This is a genomic window from Rhodococcus sp. IEGM 1241 (assembly GCF_033142365.1).
Taxonomy (GTDB): domain Bacteria; phylum Actinomycetota; class Actinomycetes; order Mycobacteriales; family Mycobacteriaceae; genus Rhodococcus_F; species Rhodococcus_F erythropolis.
In genome coordinates, this window is sequence record NZ_JAWLSE010000001.1 from 26,792 (window position 1) to 41,997 (window position 15,206).

The 15,206-nt window shown below is 62.4% G+C and carries 13 protein-coding genes; 9 read left to right on the forward strand and 4 right to left on the reverse strand.

Annotation, left to right across the window (positions count from 1 at the left end):
* Window positions 1–44: 44 nt before the first annotated feature.
* On the reverse strand, window positions 45–542 hold the full coding sequence (locus R4P70_RS00130) for a TIGR04338 family metallohydrolase (protein WP_019746117.1): 498 nt from the start codon (window positions 540–542) through the stop codon (window positions 45–47).
* On the reverse strand, window positions 539–1,363 hold the full coding sequence (locus tag R4P70_RS00135) for a DUF2786 domain-containing protein (RefSeq protein ID WP_021346121.1): 825 nt from the start codon (window positions 1,361–1,363) through the stop codon (window positions 539–541). Before R4P70_RS00135 ends, R4P70_RS00130 begins: the two co-directional genes overlap by 4 nt.
* Before the next feature lie 114 nt (window positions 1,364–1,477).
* Between R4P70_RS00135 and R4P70_RS00140 the strand changes: the two genes are divergently transcribed.
* The 6 genes from R4P70_RS00140 (at window position 1,478) to R4P70_RS00165 (ending at window position 8,574) form a co-directional block, all read left to right on the forward strand.
* Window positions 1,478–2,551: an ABC transporter ATP-binding protein gene (locus R4P70_RS00140; RefSeq protein ID WP_003946073.1), complete on the forward strand. Its 1,074-nt coding sequence runs from the start codon at window positions 1,478–1,480 to the stop codon at window positions 2,549–2,551.
* A 170-nt stretch (window positions 2,552–2,721) separates the two neighbouring features.
* Window positions 2,722–4,011: an ABC transporter substrate-binding protein gene (locus R4P70_RS00145; protein ID WP_003946022.1), complete on the forward strand. Its 1,290-nt coding sequence runs from the start codon at window positions 2,722–2,724 to the stop codon at window positions 4,009–4,011.
* 20 nt (window positions 4,012–4,031) lie between these two features.
* Window positions 4,032–5,207, forward strand: coding sequence for a sugar ABC transporter permease (locus tag R4P70_RS00150; RefSeq protein WP_317830163.1), 1,176 nt, complete (start codon window positions 4,032–4,034; stop codon window positions 5,205–5,207).
* Window positions 5,204–6,040 carry a carbohydrate ABC transporter permease gene (locus tag R4P70_RS00155; protein ID WP_019746113.1) on the forward strand — a complete coding sequence of 279 codons (837 nt, stop codon included), beginning with the start codon at window positions 5,204–5,206 and terminating at the stop codon, window positions 6,038–6,040. The genes R4P70_RS00150 and R4P70_RS00155 overlap by 4 nt, the downstream gene beginning before the upstream one ends.
* 22 nt (window positions 6,041–6,062) lie before the next feature.
* Window positions 6,063–6,272: a hypothetical protein gene (locus R4P70_RS00160; protein WP_019746112.1), complete on the forward strand. Its 210-nt coding sequence runs from the start codon at window positions 6,063–6,065 to the stop codon at window positions 6,270–6,272.
* Window positions 6,273–6,384: 112 nt separating this feature from the next.
* Window positions 6,385–8,574, forward strand: a complete 2,190-nt coding sequence (locus R4P70_RS00165; protein ID WP_317830164.1) for a transglycosylase domain-containing protein — start codon at window positions 6,385–6,387, stop codon at window positions 8,572–8,574.
* A 24-nt stretch (window positions 8,575–8,598) separates the two neighbouring features.
* Here the strand turns inward: R4P70_RS00165 and R4P70_RS00170 are convergent, their stop codons facing one another.
* Together R4P70_RS00170 and R4P70_RS00175 are read right to left on the reverse strand one after the other, a co-directional pair.
* Window positions 8,599–9,897, reverse strand: coding sequence for a T3SS (YopN, CesT) and YbjN peptide-binding chaperone 1 (locus R4P70_RS00170; protein WP_020909759.1), 1,299 nt, complete (start codon window positions 9,895–9,897; stop codon window positions 8,599–8,601).
* Between the two features lie 195 nt (window positions 9,898–10,092).
* Window positions 10,093–11,061, reverse strand: a complete 969-nt coding sequence (locus R4P70_RS00175) for an Lrp/AsnC family transcriptional regulator (RefSeq protein ID WP_070797540.1) — start codon at window positions 11,059–11,061, stop codon at window positions 10,093–10,095.
* Between the two features lie 234 nt (window positions 11,062–11,295).
* On the opposite strand from R4P70_RS00175, the gene R4P70_RS00180 reads away from it, so the two are divergent.
* The 3 genes from R4P70_RS00180 to R4P70_RS00190 are packed head-to-tail and all read left to right on the forward strand — an operon-like array spanning window position 11,296 to window position 15,144.
* Window positions 11,296–12,615 carry an MFS transporter gene (locus R4P70_RS00180; RefSeq protein ID WP_283307751.1) on the forward strand — a complete coding sequence of 440 codons (1,320 nt, stop codon included), beginning with the start codon at window positions 11,296–11,298 and terminating at the stop codon, window positions 12,613–12,615.
* 37 nt (window positions 12,616–12,652) lie between these two features.
* Window positions 12,653–13,615, forward strand: a complete 963-nt coding sequence (locus tag R4P70_RS00185; RefSeq protein ID WP_317830166.1) for a dihydrodipicolinate synthase family protein — start codon at window positions 12,653–12,655, stop codon at window positions 13,613–13,615.
* 59 nt (window positions 13,616–13,674) lie between these two features.
* The gene (locus tag R4P70_RS00190) at window positions 13,675–15,144 is read left to right on the forward strand and encodes a CoA-acylating methylmalonate-semialdehyde dehydrogenase (protein WP_139148557.1); all 1,470 of its coding nucleotides are present in this window, start codon (window positions 13,675–13,677) and stop codon (window positions 15,142–15,144) included.
* The last annotated feature ends 62 nt before the right edge of the window (window positions 15,145–15,206 follow it).

Consider the following 15,206-nt stretch of genomic DNA (forward strand, 5'->3'; position numbering starts at 1 on the left):
AGCCGACCGGTTCGCACACCACCCGGTTCACCGAGGGCTGACATCTAGTCCGTTCGAACACCACCGGCAAGAAACATCGCTCGAAGAACGAAGGTCGCCTCGGGTCCGATGATCTCACCGACCAGGCTCGTATAGCGGTCGACGAACTCGGGCCCGTGGGAGGCCTCGTCGGAAGTGGGGTCGCCGAGGTGGTGCGCAAGTTCGTGCAAGACAACGAATTCGCGTAGCGCCCACCGGCCGTCACGGTCGTCCGGGACGGCGATGACGTCGTTCGAGTAGTGAGCGGCGGCATTGCCGGCGCGGGAGCGTACGGACACCGGAATGGTTGCGCGAGGCCAGGTCGCGAGTACCCAGTTCAGCCCGAGTAGCTGATCGCAGTACGCCTGGACCGACTCCACGGAACCGAATTTGCGCTCGACCGGCAACGTGATGGTGGAACCCATGACCTCGACGCTCCGAAGTCCGCGCTCGTCGGCGCGATCGAACATGGTGCGCACCAACGTCTCTGCCTCGTAGACGGCGCTCCGCTGCGTATCCCTCACGAGTCGAGCTGCCCGCGCACCCCGCCGATCTCCGGCAGGTTTCCCAGACGTGCGGAGCGCGCCGCCCGATCACCCGCTCGTCGAGCATGCGAGGAGTGCCCGGCACTCGCGCGACCACCGCCCCGCCACGTCCCACGTGCCTGGGAGTTGGACGAGTAGTAGTCCTTGAGCTCGATTTCCTTGTTGCGCAGCACGAGTGCGGTTTCCGAAGACGACGTGGCAGATTCTGCGATCGCCGCCTTCTCCGTCTCCTGCTTCGTCTCGGCCAACCGAGCACCGATCCGGGACGCGTACGCCATCTGGAAGTTCAGGCGCGCCGTCACTCCGGCCACCGGCTTGCGGACCTGCGTGTTGACGCGTCGTCGTCCACGAGTTTCGACGACGGTCCGCACGGATGTTTCGCCGCGGTACGCCCCGGAGCGCACGTACGCGTCGGAGTCACGGACCATCTGGAAGAGCAGGCTCGAGTACAGCGCTTCGCACACGTCGATGTCACCGGCGAAGCCGTAGGCGTAGATGACGGCCGACGTCTGCGCGATGTCGCACTGTACGTCGTTGGCAGCGGCGATCGCGATGAACAACTGGGCGTACGTTCGCAGCCCGCGCTTGCCCGGTTCGCCGATGGTGATGAGCCGCTGAGTGGGTGTCGCACGTTTTTCCGAGGACGCGGTGTGCGCCCGCGCGACCGCCAGGTCGATCGCGGAACCGGTGGCCAACCGCTGCGCGGCGGCCATGAAGGCTTCACCTTCGTGCGGATTGTCGGTGGACTCCGCTTGGCGAAGCAGCGCACCGATGCGGGTCAGCATCTTCTCCGAACTCACCGTGAAAGACTACGCTCGCGCGCCGACACGGACGTTTATGCTGCTAGCGCACACGCTCACCCTCAACTTGGATCGTCCGGCACGTTCCTGCCGGTAGAAGGGATCAACCCCGTCATGGCTTCAGTGACTTTCGAGAGCACCACCTGCCTGTTCCCCGGATCGAACACCCCGGCAGTGGACAAGCTCGACCTCGAGATCGAGGACGGCGAGTTCCTCGTCCTCGTCGGACCATCCGGCTGCGGAAAGTCGACCACCCTGCGCATGCTCGCCGGGCTCGAAGACGTCCACAGCGGGCGCATCCTCATCGGCGACCGCGACGTCACCGGTCAGGAACCGAAAGAGCGCGACATCGCGATGGTCTTCCAGAACTACGCGCTGTACCCGCACATGTCGGTGGCCGAGAACATGGGTTTTGCGCTCAAGCTCGCCGGAACCAACAAGACGGAGATCCGCGCCCGCGTCGAAGAGGTCGCGAAGATGCTCGATCTCGAGCCGTACCTCGACCGCAAGCCCAAGGCGCTGTCCGGTGGTCAGCGTCAGCGAGTGGCGATGGGCCGCGCCATCGTCCGCCAGCCGCAGGTCTTCCTCATGGACGAGCCCCTCTCGAACCTCGACGCGAAACTCCGTGTTCAGACACGCACGCAGATCGCTCAGCTGCAACGACGCCTCGCGACGACGATGGTCTACGTGACCCACGACCAGGTCGAGGCCATGACGATGGGTGACCGCGTCGCAGTCCTCGAAAAGGGAATCCTGCAGCAGTGCGCCTCGCCGCGCGAGCTCTACAACAAGCCGAAGAACGTCTTCGTCGCCGGCTTCATGGGTTCACCCGCGATGAACCTGTTCACCCTCCCCGTCGTCGACGGCGGCGTCGCATTCGGTGACGGGATCGTTCCGGTTCCGCGCGAGACGATGAACGGTGTCGTCGAAACCGAGGTTGTTCTGGGTATTCGCCCCGAGCACCTCGAGATCGCCGCCGAAGGCCTGCCGATGGAGGTCGACGTCGTCGAGGAACTCGGTTCCGACGCCTACGTCTACGGACGCACCACGATCGGCGGACGGTTGCAGCAGATCGTTTCGCGTGGTGACTGGCGCAACCCGCCGCAGAAGGGCGAGCGAGTCAACCTGCGCGTCGACCCTGAGAAGGTGCACATTTTTGCCACCACCGACGGGCGTCGCCTGGGTTAGGCGGACCTGTCAAACGACACATGACCGATTCAGGTTCGGCGTAATACCCACAAGTAGGGGTGTCTCGTGCCACAGTAGGGGCCGATGCCGGGAGCCGGCACCCATGGCGCATGCCGTGAGCCGGCTCTCGGTGACCGTCTATTTGTCATACACATACGGGGAGCGAATCCATGGTTCTGAACTCGAAGGCGATGCGCCGCGCTGCAATTGCAGCCACGGCAGCGTCCATGCTGGTACTGGCAGGCTGCTCGTCCGATTCGGACAAGGACAGCGGAACCAGCACCACGGCCGCATCCGGGGGATCGTCCTCGAGCGAAGGCCGCGGACCCATCACGATCGTCGAGGGGCAGGATGCCCTGAACGAGGCGCTCGAAAACATCATCACCGACTGGAATGCGGAGCATCCGGACGAGAAGGTCACGCTCAAGCCGCTGGCCAAGGAAGCCAACGCGCAGGTCGACGACATCACCCAGCGCATGCAGGCCAAGAGCGACGAGTACGACCTCATCGGCGTCGACGTCGTCAACACCGCTCAGTTCGCCGCAAACGGCTGGCTGCTGCCGCTCGAGGGTGACCTCGCGATCGACGAGTCCGGCCTCCTGCCGTCGACCGTCGCGTCGGGCACCTACAACGGCAAGCTCTACGCAGCGCCGAAGAACACCAACGCCGCGTTCCTGTACTACCGCAAGGACCTCGTCGAGAAGGCTCCCACCACGTGGGCCGAGCTCAAGGAAAACTGCCCGAAGGCTGTCGAAGCCGGCATCTCCTGCTACATCGGTCAGTTCAAGAACTACGAGGGCCTGACGGTCAACACCACCGAGATCACCAACGCTTTCGACGGCCCGTGGGTCGGCCCGGACGGACTCACCCCGGCCATCGACGACAAGACGAAGGCAGGCGTTCAGTCGATCGTCGACAACTTCGCCGACAACACCATCCCGCAGGAAGCACTGACCTACTCCGAGGGCGAGTCGCAGACCGCGTTCGGTGACGGCAAGGCACTCTTCATGCGCACGTGGTCCGGCTTCTCGGTCGACGGTGAGAAGACCTCGGTTGCCGGCAAGTACGGCTACACCGTTCTTCCGGGTGTCGACGGACCGGGCGCTTCGACCGTCGGCGGCTACAACGTCGGCATCAGCGCGTACTCCGACGCGCCGGCAACGGCTCGTGACTTCCTCGAGTTCATGCAGACCAAGAAGTCGCAGACGTACTTCACCGAGGTCGGCGGCGCACCCGTCCTCTCGGCTGTCTACGACGACCCGGCAGTGCTCGCTCAGTTCCCGTACTTCGCGACCCTGAAGGAAGCACTCGCTACCGCTCAGCCGCGCCCCGTCACGCCGTACTACACGCAGGTGTCGAAGTCGATCTCCGACAACACCTACGCTGCTATTCGCGGCGAGAAGACCGTCGAGCAGGCTTTGGCGGACACCAAGGCCGGCATCGAAACCGCCGGTAACTGATCTACCAGGAGCAATAAGCAATGGCAGAACCGCAGGATCCTTCCGCGGCTGTGCCTACCAACCCCACGGTCGGGGCCGGTTCAACCGGTCCCGACCGTTCGGGCGTTGGTGGGAGACACCGTGCACCGGAACCGCTAGAAGAGCCGTCGGCATCCGAGGCAGCAGGGACATCCCTGACCAAGGTTCTGCCTGACCTTGCAGCTACTCCACCCCCACCGACCTCGCCCCCGCCTGCGTCGGCCGACAAGCCGAAGAAGCGTCGACGAGTTCCGGTGTGGGCGTTCGTCGCACCGTCGCTGATCGTTCTCGCCGTCATCATTCTGTATCCGCTCGGACGAGCGATCTGGATGTCGATGCACAGCGACGGCAAGAAGCTCGACCCCGAGACCGGCATGTTCGTCACCGGTCAGTTCACGTGGTTCGAGAACTACAAGAACTGGATCACCCAGTCCTGCAACACCGCCAACGGCTCGATTCCCTGCCCGCCCGGCACGCTCGGATCGCAGTTCTGGCAGTCGATCGGAAATACGTTCGGCTTCACCGTCGTCACCGTTCTGCTCGAGACGGTGATCGGTCTGTCGATGGCGCTGATCATGGCCAAGACGTTCCGCGGCCGCGGTTTGCTCCGCGCTTCCGTGCTGATTCCCTGGGCCATCCCCACCGCCGTCACCGCGAAGCTCTGGTTCTTCATCTTCACCAACGACGGCATTGCCAACAAGATCCTCGGCACCAACATCCTGTGGACGGCGGATCCCTGGCCGGCACGATTCGCGATCGTCGTCGCCGACGTCTGGAAGACCGCGCCGTTCATGGCGTTGCTGATTCTCGCGGGTCTGCAGATGATTCCCGCCGACGTCTACGAGGCCGCCAAGGTCGACGGCGCGACGGCCTGGCAGCGATTCCGCATGATCACGCTTCCGCTGGTCAAGCCCGCACTCATGGTGGCGGTGCTCTTCCGCACGATGGACGCGCTGCGCATGTACGACCTGCCCGCGATCATGATGGGATCCAATCCCGCCACCTCCACCATCTCGGTTCTGGTGGTCGATCAGATGCGCGTCGGCGCCAATTCGGCGTCGGCACTGTCCACCATCACGTTCCTCATCATCTTCGCTGTGGCCTTCATCCTGGTCCGATTCCTCGGAGCCAATGCGGTCAGCACGCAGGAAAAGCAGCGGAAGGGGGAGCCGGTATGAACAAGGCACTACGCGGCAAGATCGGCACCTACATCGGCGTCGTACTGATCATCGTGTGGGGACTCGCTCCCTGCTACTGGATGATTGTGACGGCGTTGCGCGACCCGGCGGACACGTTCTCGACGTCGCTGTGGCCCACAAATCTCACGCTGTCCAACTTCACCGCGGCGCTCGATCCCGACGCGAAGGTGAACTTCACCCGGGCACTGATGAACAGCCTCATCATCGCGGGTGCGACCACGCTGATCGCCTTGGTCATCGGCGTGTTCACGGCGTACGCGCTCTCGCGATTCGATTTTCGTGGCAAATACTTCGTCACCGGAATCATCCTCGGCGCGTCCATGTTTCCGGTCGTCGCCCTCGTGACCCCGCTGTTCCAGTTGTTCACCGACATCGGCTGGATCGGCAGCTACAAAGCGCTGATCATCCCGAACATCTCGTTCGTGCTGCCGCTGACGGTCTACACGCTGACGTCGTTCTTCTCCGAACTTCCGTGGGAGCTCGAAGAAGCGGCGCGTATCGACGGCGCCACCCGTGGCCAGGCGTTCCGTCTGATCATGCTGCCGCTCGCCGCGCCGGCACTGTTCACCACCGCGATTTTGGCTTTCATCGCAACGGTCAACGAGTACCTGCTCTCGCTGCAACTCTCTAGTGACAAAACCGCGCCCGTCACGGTGGCGATGGCCAAATTCTCCGGAACCGACCCATTCGTCACGCCGTACACCTCGATCATGGCCGGCGGAACCCTTGTGATGATCCCGCTGGTCATCATGGTTCTCATCTTCCAGCGACGCATCATCGCCGGTCTGACCGCAGGCGGCGTCAAGTCGTGATGCGCGCCTGCGCGCGGTTTCGATGAGGCGGGCTTCGCGCGCCCAGCGCATGGAGCTGATCGCCGGCTTCATCTCGGTCTTCGCCCTCATGGCGTTGATCGGCGCTGTGGTCGCGATCGTCAAGGGCGACCCCGGCGTGATGCCGTCTTTGGTGCTGCTCGGTTGCGTCGTCGCTCTCGGGCTGGCGTTCCGCGGATATCGGAACGCGGTCCGAGCAGAACGTCGCGAGTAGCCAGCCCGGTAGGGTGACATTTCGGTATCGCAGTTGCCGGGAGTTATCTGATCGAGATATCACCCTGGTGGAATGGTGCCGGTAAGTCCGGATCCACGACCGGGAGTGTTGAGTGAGTCCATCGAACAGATCGAGTGCGACGGGTGGCGATCAGTCGTCGGCTCGATCGGGCAAGTCGGCTAATTCCCCACGGTCGAGCAAGTCGGCCAAGCCGGAGAAGAAGCAGCGCTCTAAGTGGCGGTACGTCCGGCGGACAATCTACGTACTCGTACTCCTGATGGTCATCGTGCCTGCGTCGGTTTTTGCTGTCGCGTACAGCCGGACCGATGTCCCGCGCCCCTCGGACATGCAGACCAATCAGGTGTCCACCATCTACATGGCCGACGGCACGACCGTGCTCGGCAAGGTGGTGCCGGCGGAGGGAAACCGCACCGAGGTCGCGTTGTCGGCCATCCCGATTCACGTCCGCGATTCGGTGCTCTCGGCGGAGGATCGCAACTTCTACACCAACCCCGGCTTCTCGATCTCCGGATTTGCTCGCGCTGCCCGAGACAACGTGATGGGCAAGGAAAGCGCCGGCGGTGGCTCGACGATCACTCAGCAATACGTGAAGAACGTCTTGGTCGGTGACAAGCGCAGTATCGACAGGAAGCTGCGTGAGCTTGTCATCTCCGCCAAGATGGCGCGCGAATGGTCCAAGGACGACATTCTTGCCGCGTATCTCAACACCATCTACTTCGGTCGCGGTGCCTACGGCATCGCCGCCGCGTCGAACGCGTACTTCGACAAGCCGGTCAGTGAGCTGAGCGTCGAGGAAGGCGCAGTTCTCGCTTCCGTCATCCAGAGCCCGTCGTTCCTGGACCCCGAGACCAATCTGTCCGCGCTGCAAGCGCGCTGGGACTACGTTCTCAACGGCATGGTGGAACTGGGCAGCCTGACCAAGACGGATCGCGACGCGATGCAGTTCCCGGCTGTCGCCCCCGCCAATCGGCCGACCGATCTGAACCAGGCGCCCGGACCCGAAGGCCACATCAAGACTCAGGTACTCAAGGAACTGGCCGAGGCCGGTATCAGCGACCAGACGCTGAACACCGCTGGTCTGCAAATCACGACAACCATCGACCCGGTTGCGCAGGAAGCTGCGCTTGGCGCCGTCAAGCGGAATCTCGACGGTGAACCGGAAGACCTGCGGACCGCAGTAGTGTCCATCGACCCCAAGACCGGTGGCGTCGACGCCTATTACGGCGGTGACGACGGAGCGGGATTCGACTACGCCCAGGCGCCGCTGCAGACCGGTTCAGCGTTCAAGGTCTTCGGCCTGGTCGCAGCATTGATGGAAGACATTCCGCTGTCCGCACGGTTCGACAGTTCACCGCTCACGATCAACGGTGTGACCATCGGAAACGTCGGCGGCGAAACCTGTGGTCGATGCACCATCGCCGAGGCACTCAAGCGTTCGCTGAACACCAGCTTCTACCGGTTGATGCTCTCGATGGAGAACGGTGCCCAGAAGATCGCTGACGCCGCCCATCTGGCCGGCATCCCCGAACAGATTCCCGGACTCGACTACCCGACGCTCACACAGGAGGGTGGCCCGCCGGAGAACGGAATCGTGCTCGGCCAGTATCAGTCTCGTGTTATCGACATGGCGTCCGCGTATGCGACGCTCGCCAACTCCGGTGTGTACCAGCAGCCGCACTTCATCCAGAAGGTCGTGACGGCCGAAGGTGAAGTCCTGCTCGATCGTCCGGTCTCTCCCGGTGAGCGTCGTCTCGATGCTGCCGTTGCCGACAACATCACGCAGGCAATGCTGCCTATCGCGTCGTACTCGAACGGTCACGCGCTCGCCGGTGGACGCCCGTCTGCTGCCAAGACCGGCACCGCGCAGTTGGGTGACACGGGGCAGAACAAGGATGCGTGGATGGTCGGTTACACGCCGTCGCTGTCCACCGCGGTGTGGATCGGAACTTCCGACGCTCAGGCCATCACCAACTCCTACGGTGGTTTGATCTACGGCTCCGGAGTGCCTGCGGATATTTGGAAGAGCACGATGGACGGCGCGTTGAAGGGTTCCGACTGGGAGAGCTTCCCGTGGCCCGATCCCATCGGCGGGCAGGCCGGCGTTCCCGCCAACTCCGGTGTGACCTCGGGTGACGGGACGGGCACGCCCACGACGGGCGCGGCCGCTCCCCCAGCACCCATCGAGGTGCCCGGCCTGCCGCCGATCGAAGTGCCGCAGCTTCCCCAGTTGCCGCGTCAGATCGAGATCTTGCCTGGCATCGTCATCCCGCTACCGGGCTGAGCCGCAGCGCTCGATTTCCGGCTCTCAGGCCTGATCGTCGAAGAGGCCGAGCTGGGTCGGCGCTGCATCCTTGGCGGGAAGTACAACGACGCGCAGTCCGCGCCTGAGGTTGCGGATCGCGTGCGTCCACGCGCGCTTTTCGCCCGCGCACAGGTCGGTGTCGTCGTCCTTGCGCCGGATGGACTCGGTCAACGCCTCGTGCCAGGCCGTCTCCTGCTCCTGGCTGATCCTCAGGTAGTCGAGAATGGTGTCGCGGTCGTGCTCACAGATCACGGCAACCTCTTCGGCGCTGAGCTCGCCCGTTCCGTCCGCGTCGAGTTCGAGGAGCGCCATGAGCGCCGGAGGAAATTCGTGGCACTCGTGTGATTCGTATTCGGCACCGGGATCTTCGTGCTCGGAGGCCATCCCGTCGTTGAAGGCGGTGTCTCCGGTAGCGCGAATGGGTTGCCCGCCCAGTTCTTCGGCGAGTTCGTCCGATGCTTCGGCCAATTCGGCGAACGAGCGCAGAGCCCGGAGGAGGTGCTCGGCGACGAAGGGTGCGCCGTCCACCCGCACAACGCCCAGCACACTCTGCTCGACGAGAATGAGTTTGATGGTCGGCCACTGCCGATTGAGCTGGGCGAGAACAACAGCAGCGTTATCGACGTTCTCCACCGAATGCACGACCCGCGAGAACACCTCCACGTACTCGTCGTCCTCGAGGACACGAACATAGGTGACCTGCTCACCGCGGACGAGCGGGATGTCGCCGTCGTCGTCACGCTTGGGTGGATGGCCGAGAAGGCGTTCGACGGCCCCGTCGACCAGGATCCGCAGCATGTCACCCGAACCCGAGGGAGCGTGCGACGGCGTCGTGGCGAACGCCGGCGTCGACTCGCGTCCACTGGTGCTGGCACGCAGGAACGACGGGTGCGCAATGCTCCACATCTCGCGGAAGACACGCAACACCTTTGTCACCAGTTCCTCGGGACGAGTGCGGTCGACGTCGATGTAGAAGGACATGGACCCGTTGCCCTCGGGCTCGTGCTCGCACAGATCGGGAGCGCTGAACCCCATGTCGAGCAGCGCTGAATGGTCTTCCGGTTCGAGCATCCGCAGTGGATGCAGAAACCTGTTGGAAGGGACTTCACAGCGCACGGAGGTCTGATTCCACGCGAAGAACTGGATGCACGCGGGTGCGTCTGCCAGTTCGTCCATGCTGTCGTAATGCGACTCCACCACGAGAGTGTCGTCGTCCTCCATCACGGAGATGTAGCGAGCGAGATGAGTCTCGAAAGTAGTCCAGGCACTCAGGATTTCCAGATCGAAAGTATTGTCCGACATCGTCGCTCCTCTGGTCCGGGGGGCGCATGGGGCCCTACCGACGCCTCGCCGAAACCCCTGCTTTTCAAACCCCGCCTACGACGGTAGTCCTGGGGTCCGACAGTGTGACTACGTTCGTGCCTGGCTGAGTCGACAAGCAATATGTGGCCAAGGTTTTCTTAATTGGGTGACACCCATGTGAGTTCCAGCGATCCCCTAGATTTCGGAGTCGGTGGCACGGAGGTCTGGGGCAAGGACACCGCTGCGTTTGAGTGCAGTCACCACGAACGTGGAGACGACCGTCTGAGCCCGCTCGAGTATGGGCGAGCGAGTGATCACCGTATGCAGTTCCTCCTTGGTAGCGACAATCAGATCTGCGACGATCTGATACTCACCGGTGATGGCTGCGGCGTAGCGGATGCCAGGATGCGATAGCAGCGACTCTCCGATGGCGTCGATGTCTCTGGGCGCGGCCTTGATCCACAACATCGCCTCGACCGGTAAACCAAGCTCGGCCGGATCGACAACAGCACGCACGGCGATTGCTCCAGTGCGACGAAGTTCGTCAACTCGACGACGGATGGTTGCTTCGGAGACTCCAGCGGCACGGGCGAGCTTGTCATTGGGCAGCCGTCCGTCACCAGCGAGGACGCGGAGAATCACCCGATCGGTTTCACTGAACGCGACGACGGCATCGTTGGGTGACTGAGGCGGGAGTACGAACTCGCGGAGTTTCGAAACCTGTTCCGGGGTAAGGAAATCTGGATGCCATTCGTATCCGGTGCGGTAGTACTTCACTACCGGCAGAGTCGACATGCCAACCATGCCGGGAGTGCCGGGGAGTTCATCGAACAGCAGCGTCGGCAGCGAGCCGGCCGGAGTCCGTATCTCGGTCACGCAGTCGACGTGCCCGGTCAGCGTGTAGGTAAAGGTGGTGTCGCGCCGACGGGCCAGCGCCGATGCTGCGATCTTCACCGTCTGCGGGGTACAGGTAACGCTGACGATGGCGGCCGGTCCAGGAGTGCTCCACGCCGCGACGACGACGGTGCCCGACTCGAGCAGCGCGGTCCCGCGCCTACTCACCGTGCGCTCGGGTTCGCCGAGAACGTCCGCAATCCGCCGCCAGGACGCCCGACCGTCCACCTGCAGCGCGCACACAATCTTTCGATCAAGGTCATCCAACATTGGCCAACTATATGGCCATTTTCGTCAACTTGTCGAGAAGGGTTGCCGATATTGATCAAATTCAGAACGCTGTTACTCACGCCACAGCATCGGCCCGGTGCTGATCGTGACTTCAGAGAGAGAACCCACCATGTGCAGCTTGTCCCGATTTCGTCTGGATGGACCTGTCGAGGATTCGGTCACAGCATCTGACTTGACCGCCGCCGATGTCATCTTCGCCGAAGGGGGTACTCGATGACCGTCCAGAAAAGTGGAGCAATGACGACGGTGCCCGACCCCCCCAAACTGACGGCGTTGCAAAAACGTGTTTTGGCCGGAGGTGCGGTCGGACAGTTCATCGAGTACTACGACTTCATGCTCTACGGCCTGTCCGCCGTAGTGCTTTCGAAGTTGTTCTTCCCCGGCGAAAGCGCGGTGGCCGGCCTCCTCGGCGTTTTCGCGACGTTCGGTGTGGCCTTCCTCGTACGGCCTCTCGGCGGCATCTTCTTTGGCTCTCTCGGCGACAAGATCGGCCGTCGTAAGGTCCTGTTCATCACGTTGATGTCGATCGGGCTGGCCACAACTACGATCGGGTTGCTACCAAGCCATGAGCAAATCGGCTGGCTTGCACCCGCACTTCTGGTGCTGTGTCGCCTGGTCCAGGGGTTCTCCGCGGGTGGGGAATCAGTGGGAGCTCCGACCTTCGTTTTCGAACATGCCCCTGTCGATCGGCGAGGATTGTGGATCAACATCACGCTGGCCGCCACGGCTCTGCCGTCGGTTTTTGCAGGCGGACTGATCCTTGTCATCAGCCAAACGATGAACGACGACGCCTTCACGTCCTGGGGATGGCGCATTCCCTTCCTTCTTGCTCTGCCGGCTGCATTCTTCGGATTGTGGATCCGTTCGCGAACCGAGGAAAGCGACGCCTTCAAGAAGGCTCACGCGAAGGAAGAGCCCGGGTACCGGCCTGTGCGAGAAGCGTTTCGTCGAAACAAGCTCGAGATGTTCCAGGTCGTGTTCGTGATGGGCCTGGTGGCGATGGGGTTTTACACACTGTCCGGGTATTTCGTCGCCTACGTGCAGACGACCGGCAACCTGGGCCGCGAGCAATCTCTGCTCATCAACGGCGCGGCGATGCTGTTCTACTCGATCCTGCTGCCGATCGCAGGAATCATCGGGGACCGCGTCGGGCGTAGGCCCATGCTCATTGCCGGCACTGTCGCCCTCACTACATTGACTGTTCCCTCATTCCTCCTGGTTACCAGCGGAACCATTGCTATGGCGATCGCCGGTGAGCTGCTGTTTGTAGTGCCGCTGTGCATCTACGGCGGTGGTTGCTACGCATTTTTCGTTGAGATTTTCGATACCAAGACGCGGTTCACCTCTGCTGCCATCAGCTACAACACGGCCTTCGCCGCCTTCGGCGGCACTGCCCCGTTGGTGGGCACAGCGCTGGTCTCGGCCACTGATGTCGCAGTTGCACCCGGTTACTACATCACCGCGGCGGCTGTCTTGGTTCTGGTGCTTCTCATCGCTACGCGGGTTCCGGAAACCCGTGGACGCATCGACTGAAATACATTCCCTCGCAGATTCTTTCAGAAAGGTCGCTATGTTCACTCCCAATACCGTCACCGCTCTCGAGCTCTGGTCGGCTTTGCCGACGCCCTTCCATTCCAGTGGAGAAATCGACGAGCCGGGACTCCGTTTAAACATCGAACGCTGCATCTCGGTCGGACTGAACGGCGTTTACTGCAACGGCTTGATGGGTGAGTCCTGGAGTCTCACAGTCGACGAACGCCAGCGCGTTCTCGAGGTCGTCATCGAAGCGTGTGCCGGTCGTCTCGACGTCTCGCCGGTGACCTCGACTGACGATCTCGCCGAAACCATTGCACTGACTGAGCACGCTCAAGAAGCAGGTGCCACATACGCAGTGTTGGTTCCCCCGCGATCAATCACGGTCGACGCCGACCTTCTTGCTTTCCTCACTGCGGTGATCGACCGGGTCGACATTCCCTACGTCATCTTCAACCCCGGCACACCTGACGGGCTCGGCTGTGCACTGTCCACATCCACATTCGCTGCTCTCTGCACCAACCCTCGGGTCCGAATCCTCAAAACCACCGCCAATCCCGACCTGAACTTGGCAATGCGGCAGATTGCCCGCGGAACCCATGTGCAGGTTTCCGATCCCCTCGAGGAACACTTTTTCGACAACGTGCTCGAACACGGGCAGCAACTACTCTATTGCGACCCCGAGGGGTACCTCTATCAAACCGAGAAGTGGAAGCCGATCAGGGCGTACGCCAATCTGATCGCGCAAGGCGAATTCGAGGATGCACGAAGAATTTTCGACTCCCTCGATCCACTACGCAAGCTCTATCGTAAGTGGATCATCGGTCCGCTCGAAGTTGGGATCATGCCCAATGCTGCCCTCAAGCGCTGGTGCGAATTCGTTGGCATGGCAGGTGGGCCTGTTCGACCTCCGCTCGTGGAACTGACCAACTCCGCTGCCGCCGAGTTCGATCAGGAGCTGCGCAAGGTTTTCAGCGCTGTCCAGCCCGTCGCCAACTAAGCCAAACCCAACAAACCAGATAGGACATTTCGAAAGTGGTACCCACAGTAGGACATTGGATCGACGGTCAAGAAATCGAATCCACTGGTGAAAGCGCCGCCGACATCTTCGACCCGGCCACCGGTCGAGTCACTGGACGTGTGGCGCTGGCGTCGCCCGAACGGGTCGTGCAGGCTGTCGATGCCGCGACCGCAGCGTTCCCCGGCTGGCGTGACACGTCCCTCGCTCGGCGCACACAGGTACTGTTCGCGTTCCGAGAACTGCTGAACGCACGTAAGGAAGAACTCGCCGAGATCATCACTTCCGAACACGGCAAGGTTCTTTCCGACGCCCTCGGCGAGATCAGCCGTGGCCAGGAAGTCGTCGAATTCGCTTGCGGCATAGCGCACCTACTCAAGGGTGGCATGACCGAGAACGCATCAACCAAGGTCGACGTGCACTCGGTTCGCCAACCATTGGGCCCCGTCGCCATCATCTCCCCCTTCAACTTTCCCGCGATGGTCCCAATGTGGTTCTTCCCCATTGCGATCGCCGCCGGCAACACCGTAATCCTCAAACCGTCCGAGAAGGACCCGACTACCGCGAACTGGTTGGCCGAACTGTGGGCCGAGGCCGGACTGCCGGCAGGGGTGTTCAACGTGCTCCATGGTGACAAGGTTGCCGTCGACGGTCTACTGAGCAACCCCGGCATCAAGGCCGTCAGCTTTGTCGGGTCCACTCCGATCGCGCAGTACGTGTATGCCACCGGTACCGCTCACGGTAAGCGAGTACAGGCGTTGGGCGGCGCTAAGAACCACATGATCGTCCTACCCGACGCGGACCTGGACTTAGCTGCCGACGCCGCTGTCAACGCCGGATTCGGGTCCGCAGGTGAACGTTGCATGGCGATCAGTGCATTGGTGGTGGTCGGCGAGATCGCCGACGAACTCGTAGCGAAGATCAAGGGTCGCACCGACACGTTGAAGATCGGCGATGGCACCAAGGATTCCGACATGGGTCCTTTGGTGACGAAGGCGCACCGCGACAAAGTCGCCTCCTACATCGACGCCGGCGAAAAGGACGGTGCGACCATCGTGGTCGACGGCCGCACAGTGCAAGCCGACGGCGGTGCTGACGGCTTCTGGCTCGGCCCGACTCTGATCGACAACGTCACGACCGACATGTCGGTTTATGTCGACGAAATCTTCGGGCCCGTCCTGTCGGTTGTTCGTGTCAAGACCTACGACGAGGCTCTGGCTTTGGTGAATTCCAGCCAATTCGGCAACGGCACAGCGATCTTCACCAACGACGGTGGCGCTGCGCGGCGGTTCCAGAACGAGGTCGAGGTCGGCATGGTCGGCATCAATGTTCCCGTCCCGGTTCCAATGTCCTACTACAGTTTTGGCGGCTGGAAGAATTCGTTGTTCGGGGACACACACGCTCATGGTGCCGAAGGTGTCCACTTCTTCACCCGAGGCAAGGTCGTCACCACCCGTTGGCTCGACCCCAGCCACGGCGGCATCAATCTCGGCTTCCCCCGGAACGACTGAGCACAATTCGTACCCGGCGGCGGGTCGACGTTATACGACCCGCCGCCGCCAGACCAAGGAGC

What these genes read in the sequence shown, in the direction of transcription:
- R4P70_RS00140 (WP_003946073.1), top strand. Translation starts at nt 1,478, where the DNA reads ATGGCTTCAGTGACTTTCGAGAGCACCACCTGCCTGTTCCCCGGATCG.
- R4P70_RS00145 (WP_003946022.1), top strand. Translation starts at nt 2,722, where the DNA reads ATGGTTCTGAACTCGAAGGCGATGCGCCGCGCTGCAATTGCAGCCACG.
- R4P70_RS00150 (WP_317830163.1), top strand. Translation starts at nt 4,032, where the DNA reads ATGGCAGAACCGCAGGATCCTTCCGCGGCTGTGCCTACCAACCCCACG.
- R4P70_RS00155 (WP_019746113.1), top strand. Translation starts at nt 5,204, where the DNA reads ATGAACAAGGCACTACGCGGCAAGATCGGCACCTACATCGGCGTCGTA.
- R4P70_RS00160 (WP_019746112.1), top strand. Translation starts at nt 6,063, where the DNA reads ATGAGGCGGGCTTCGCGCGCCCAGCGCATGGAGCTGATCGCCGGCTTC.
- R4P70_RS00170 (WP_020909759.1), bottom strand. Translation starts at nt 9,897, where the DNA reads ATGTCGGACAATACTTTCGATCTGGAAATCCTGAGTGCCTGGACTACT.
- R4P70_RS00175 (WP_070797540.1), bottom strand. Translation starts at nt 11,061, where the DNA reads ATGTTGGATGACCTTGATCGAAAGATTGTGTGCGCGCTGCAGGTGGAC.
- R4P70_RS00180 (WP_283307751.1), top strand. Translation starts at nt 11,296, where the DNA reads ATGACCGTCCAGAAAAGTGGAGCAATGACGACGGTGCCCGACCCCCCC.
- R4P70_RS00185 (WP_317830166.1), top strand. Translation starts at nt 12,653, where the DNA reads ATGTTCACTCCCAATACCGTCACCGCTCTCGAGCTCTGGTCGGCTTTG.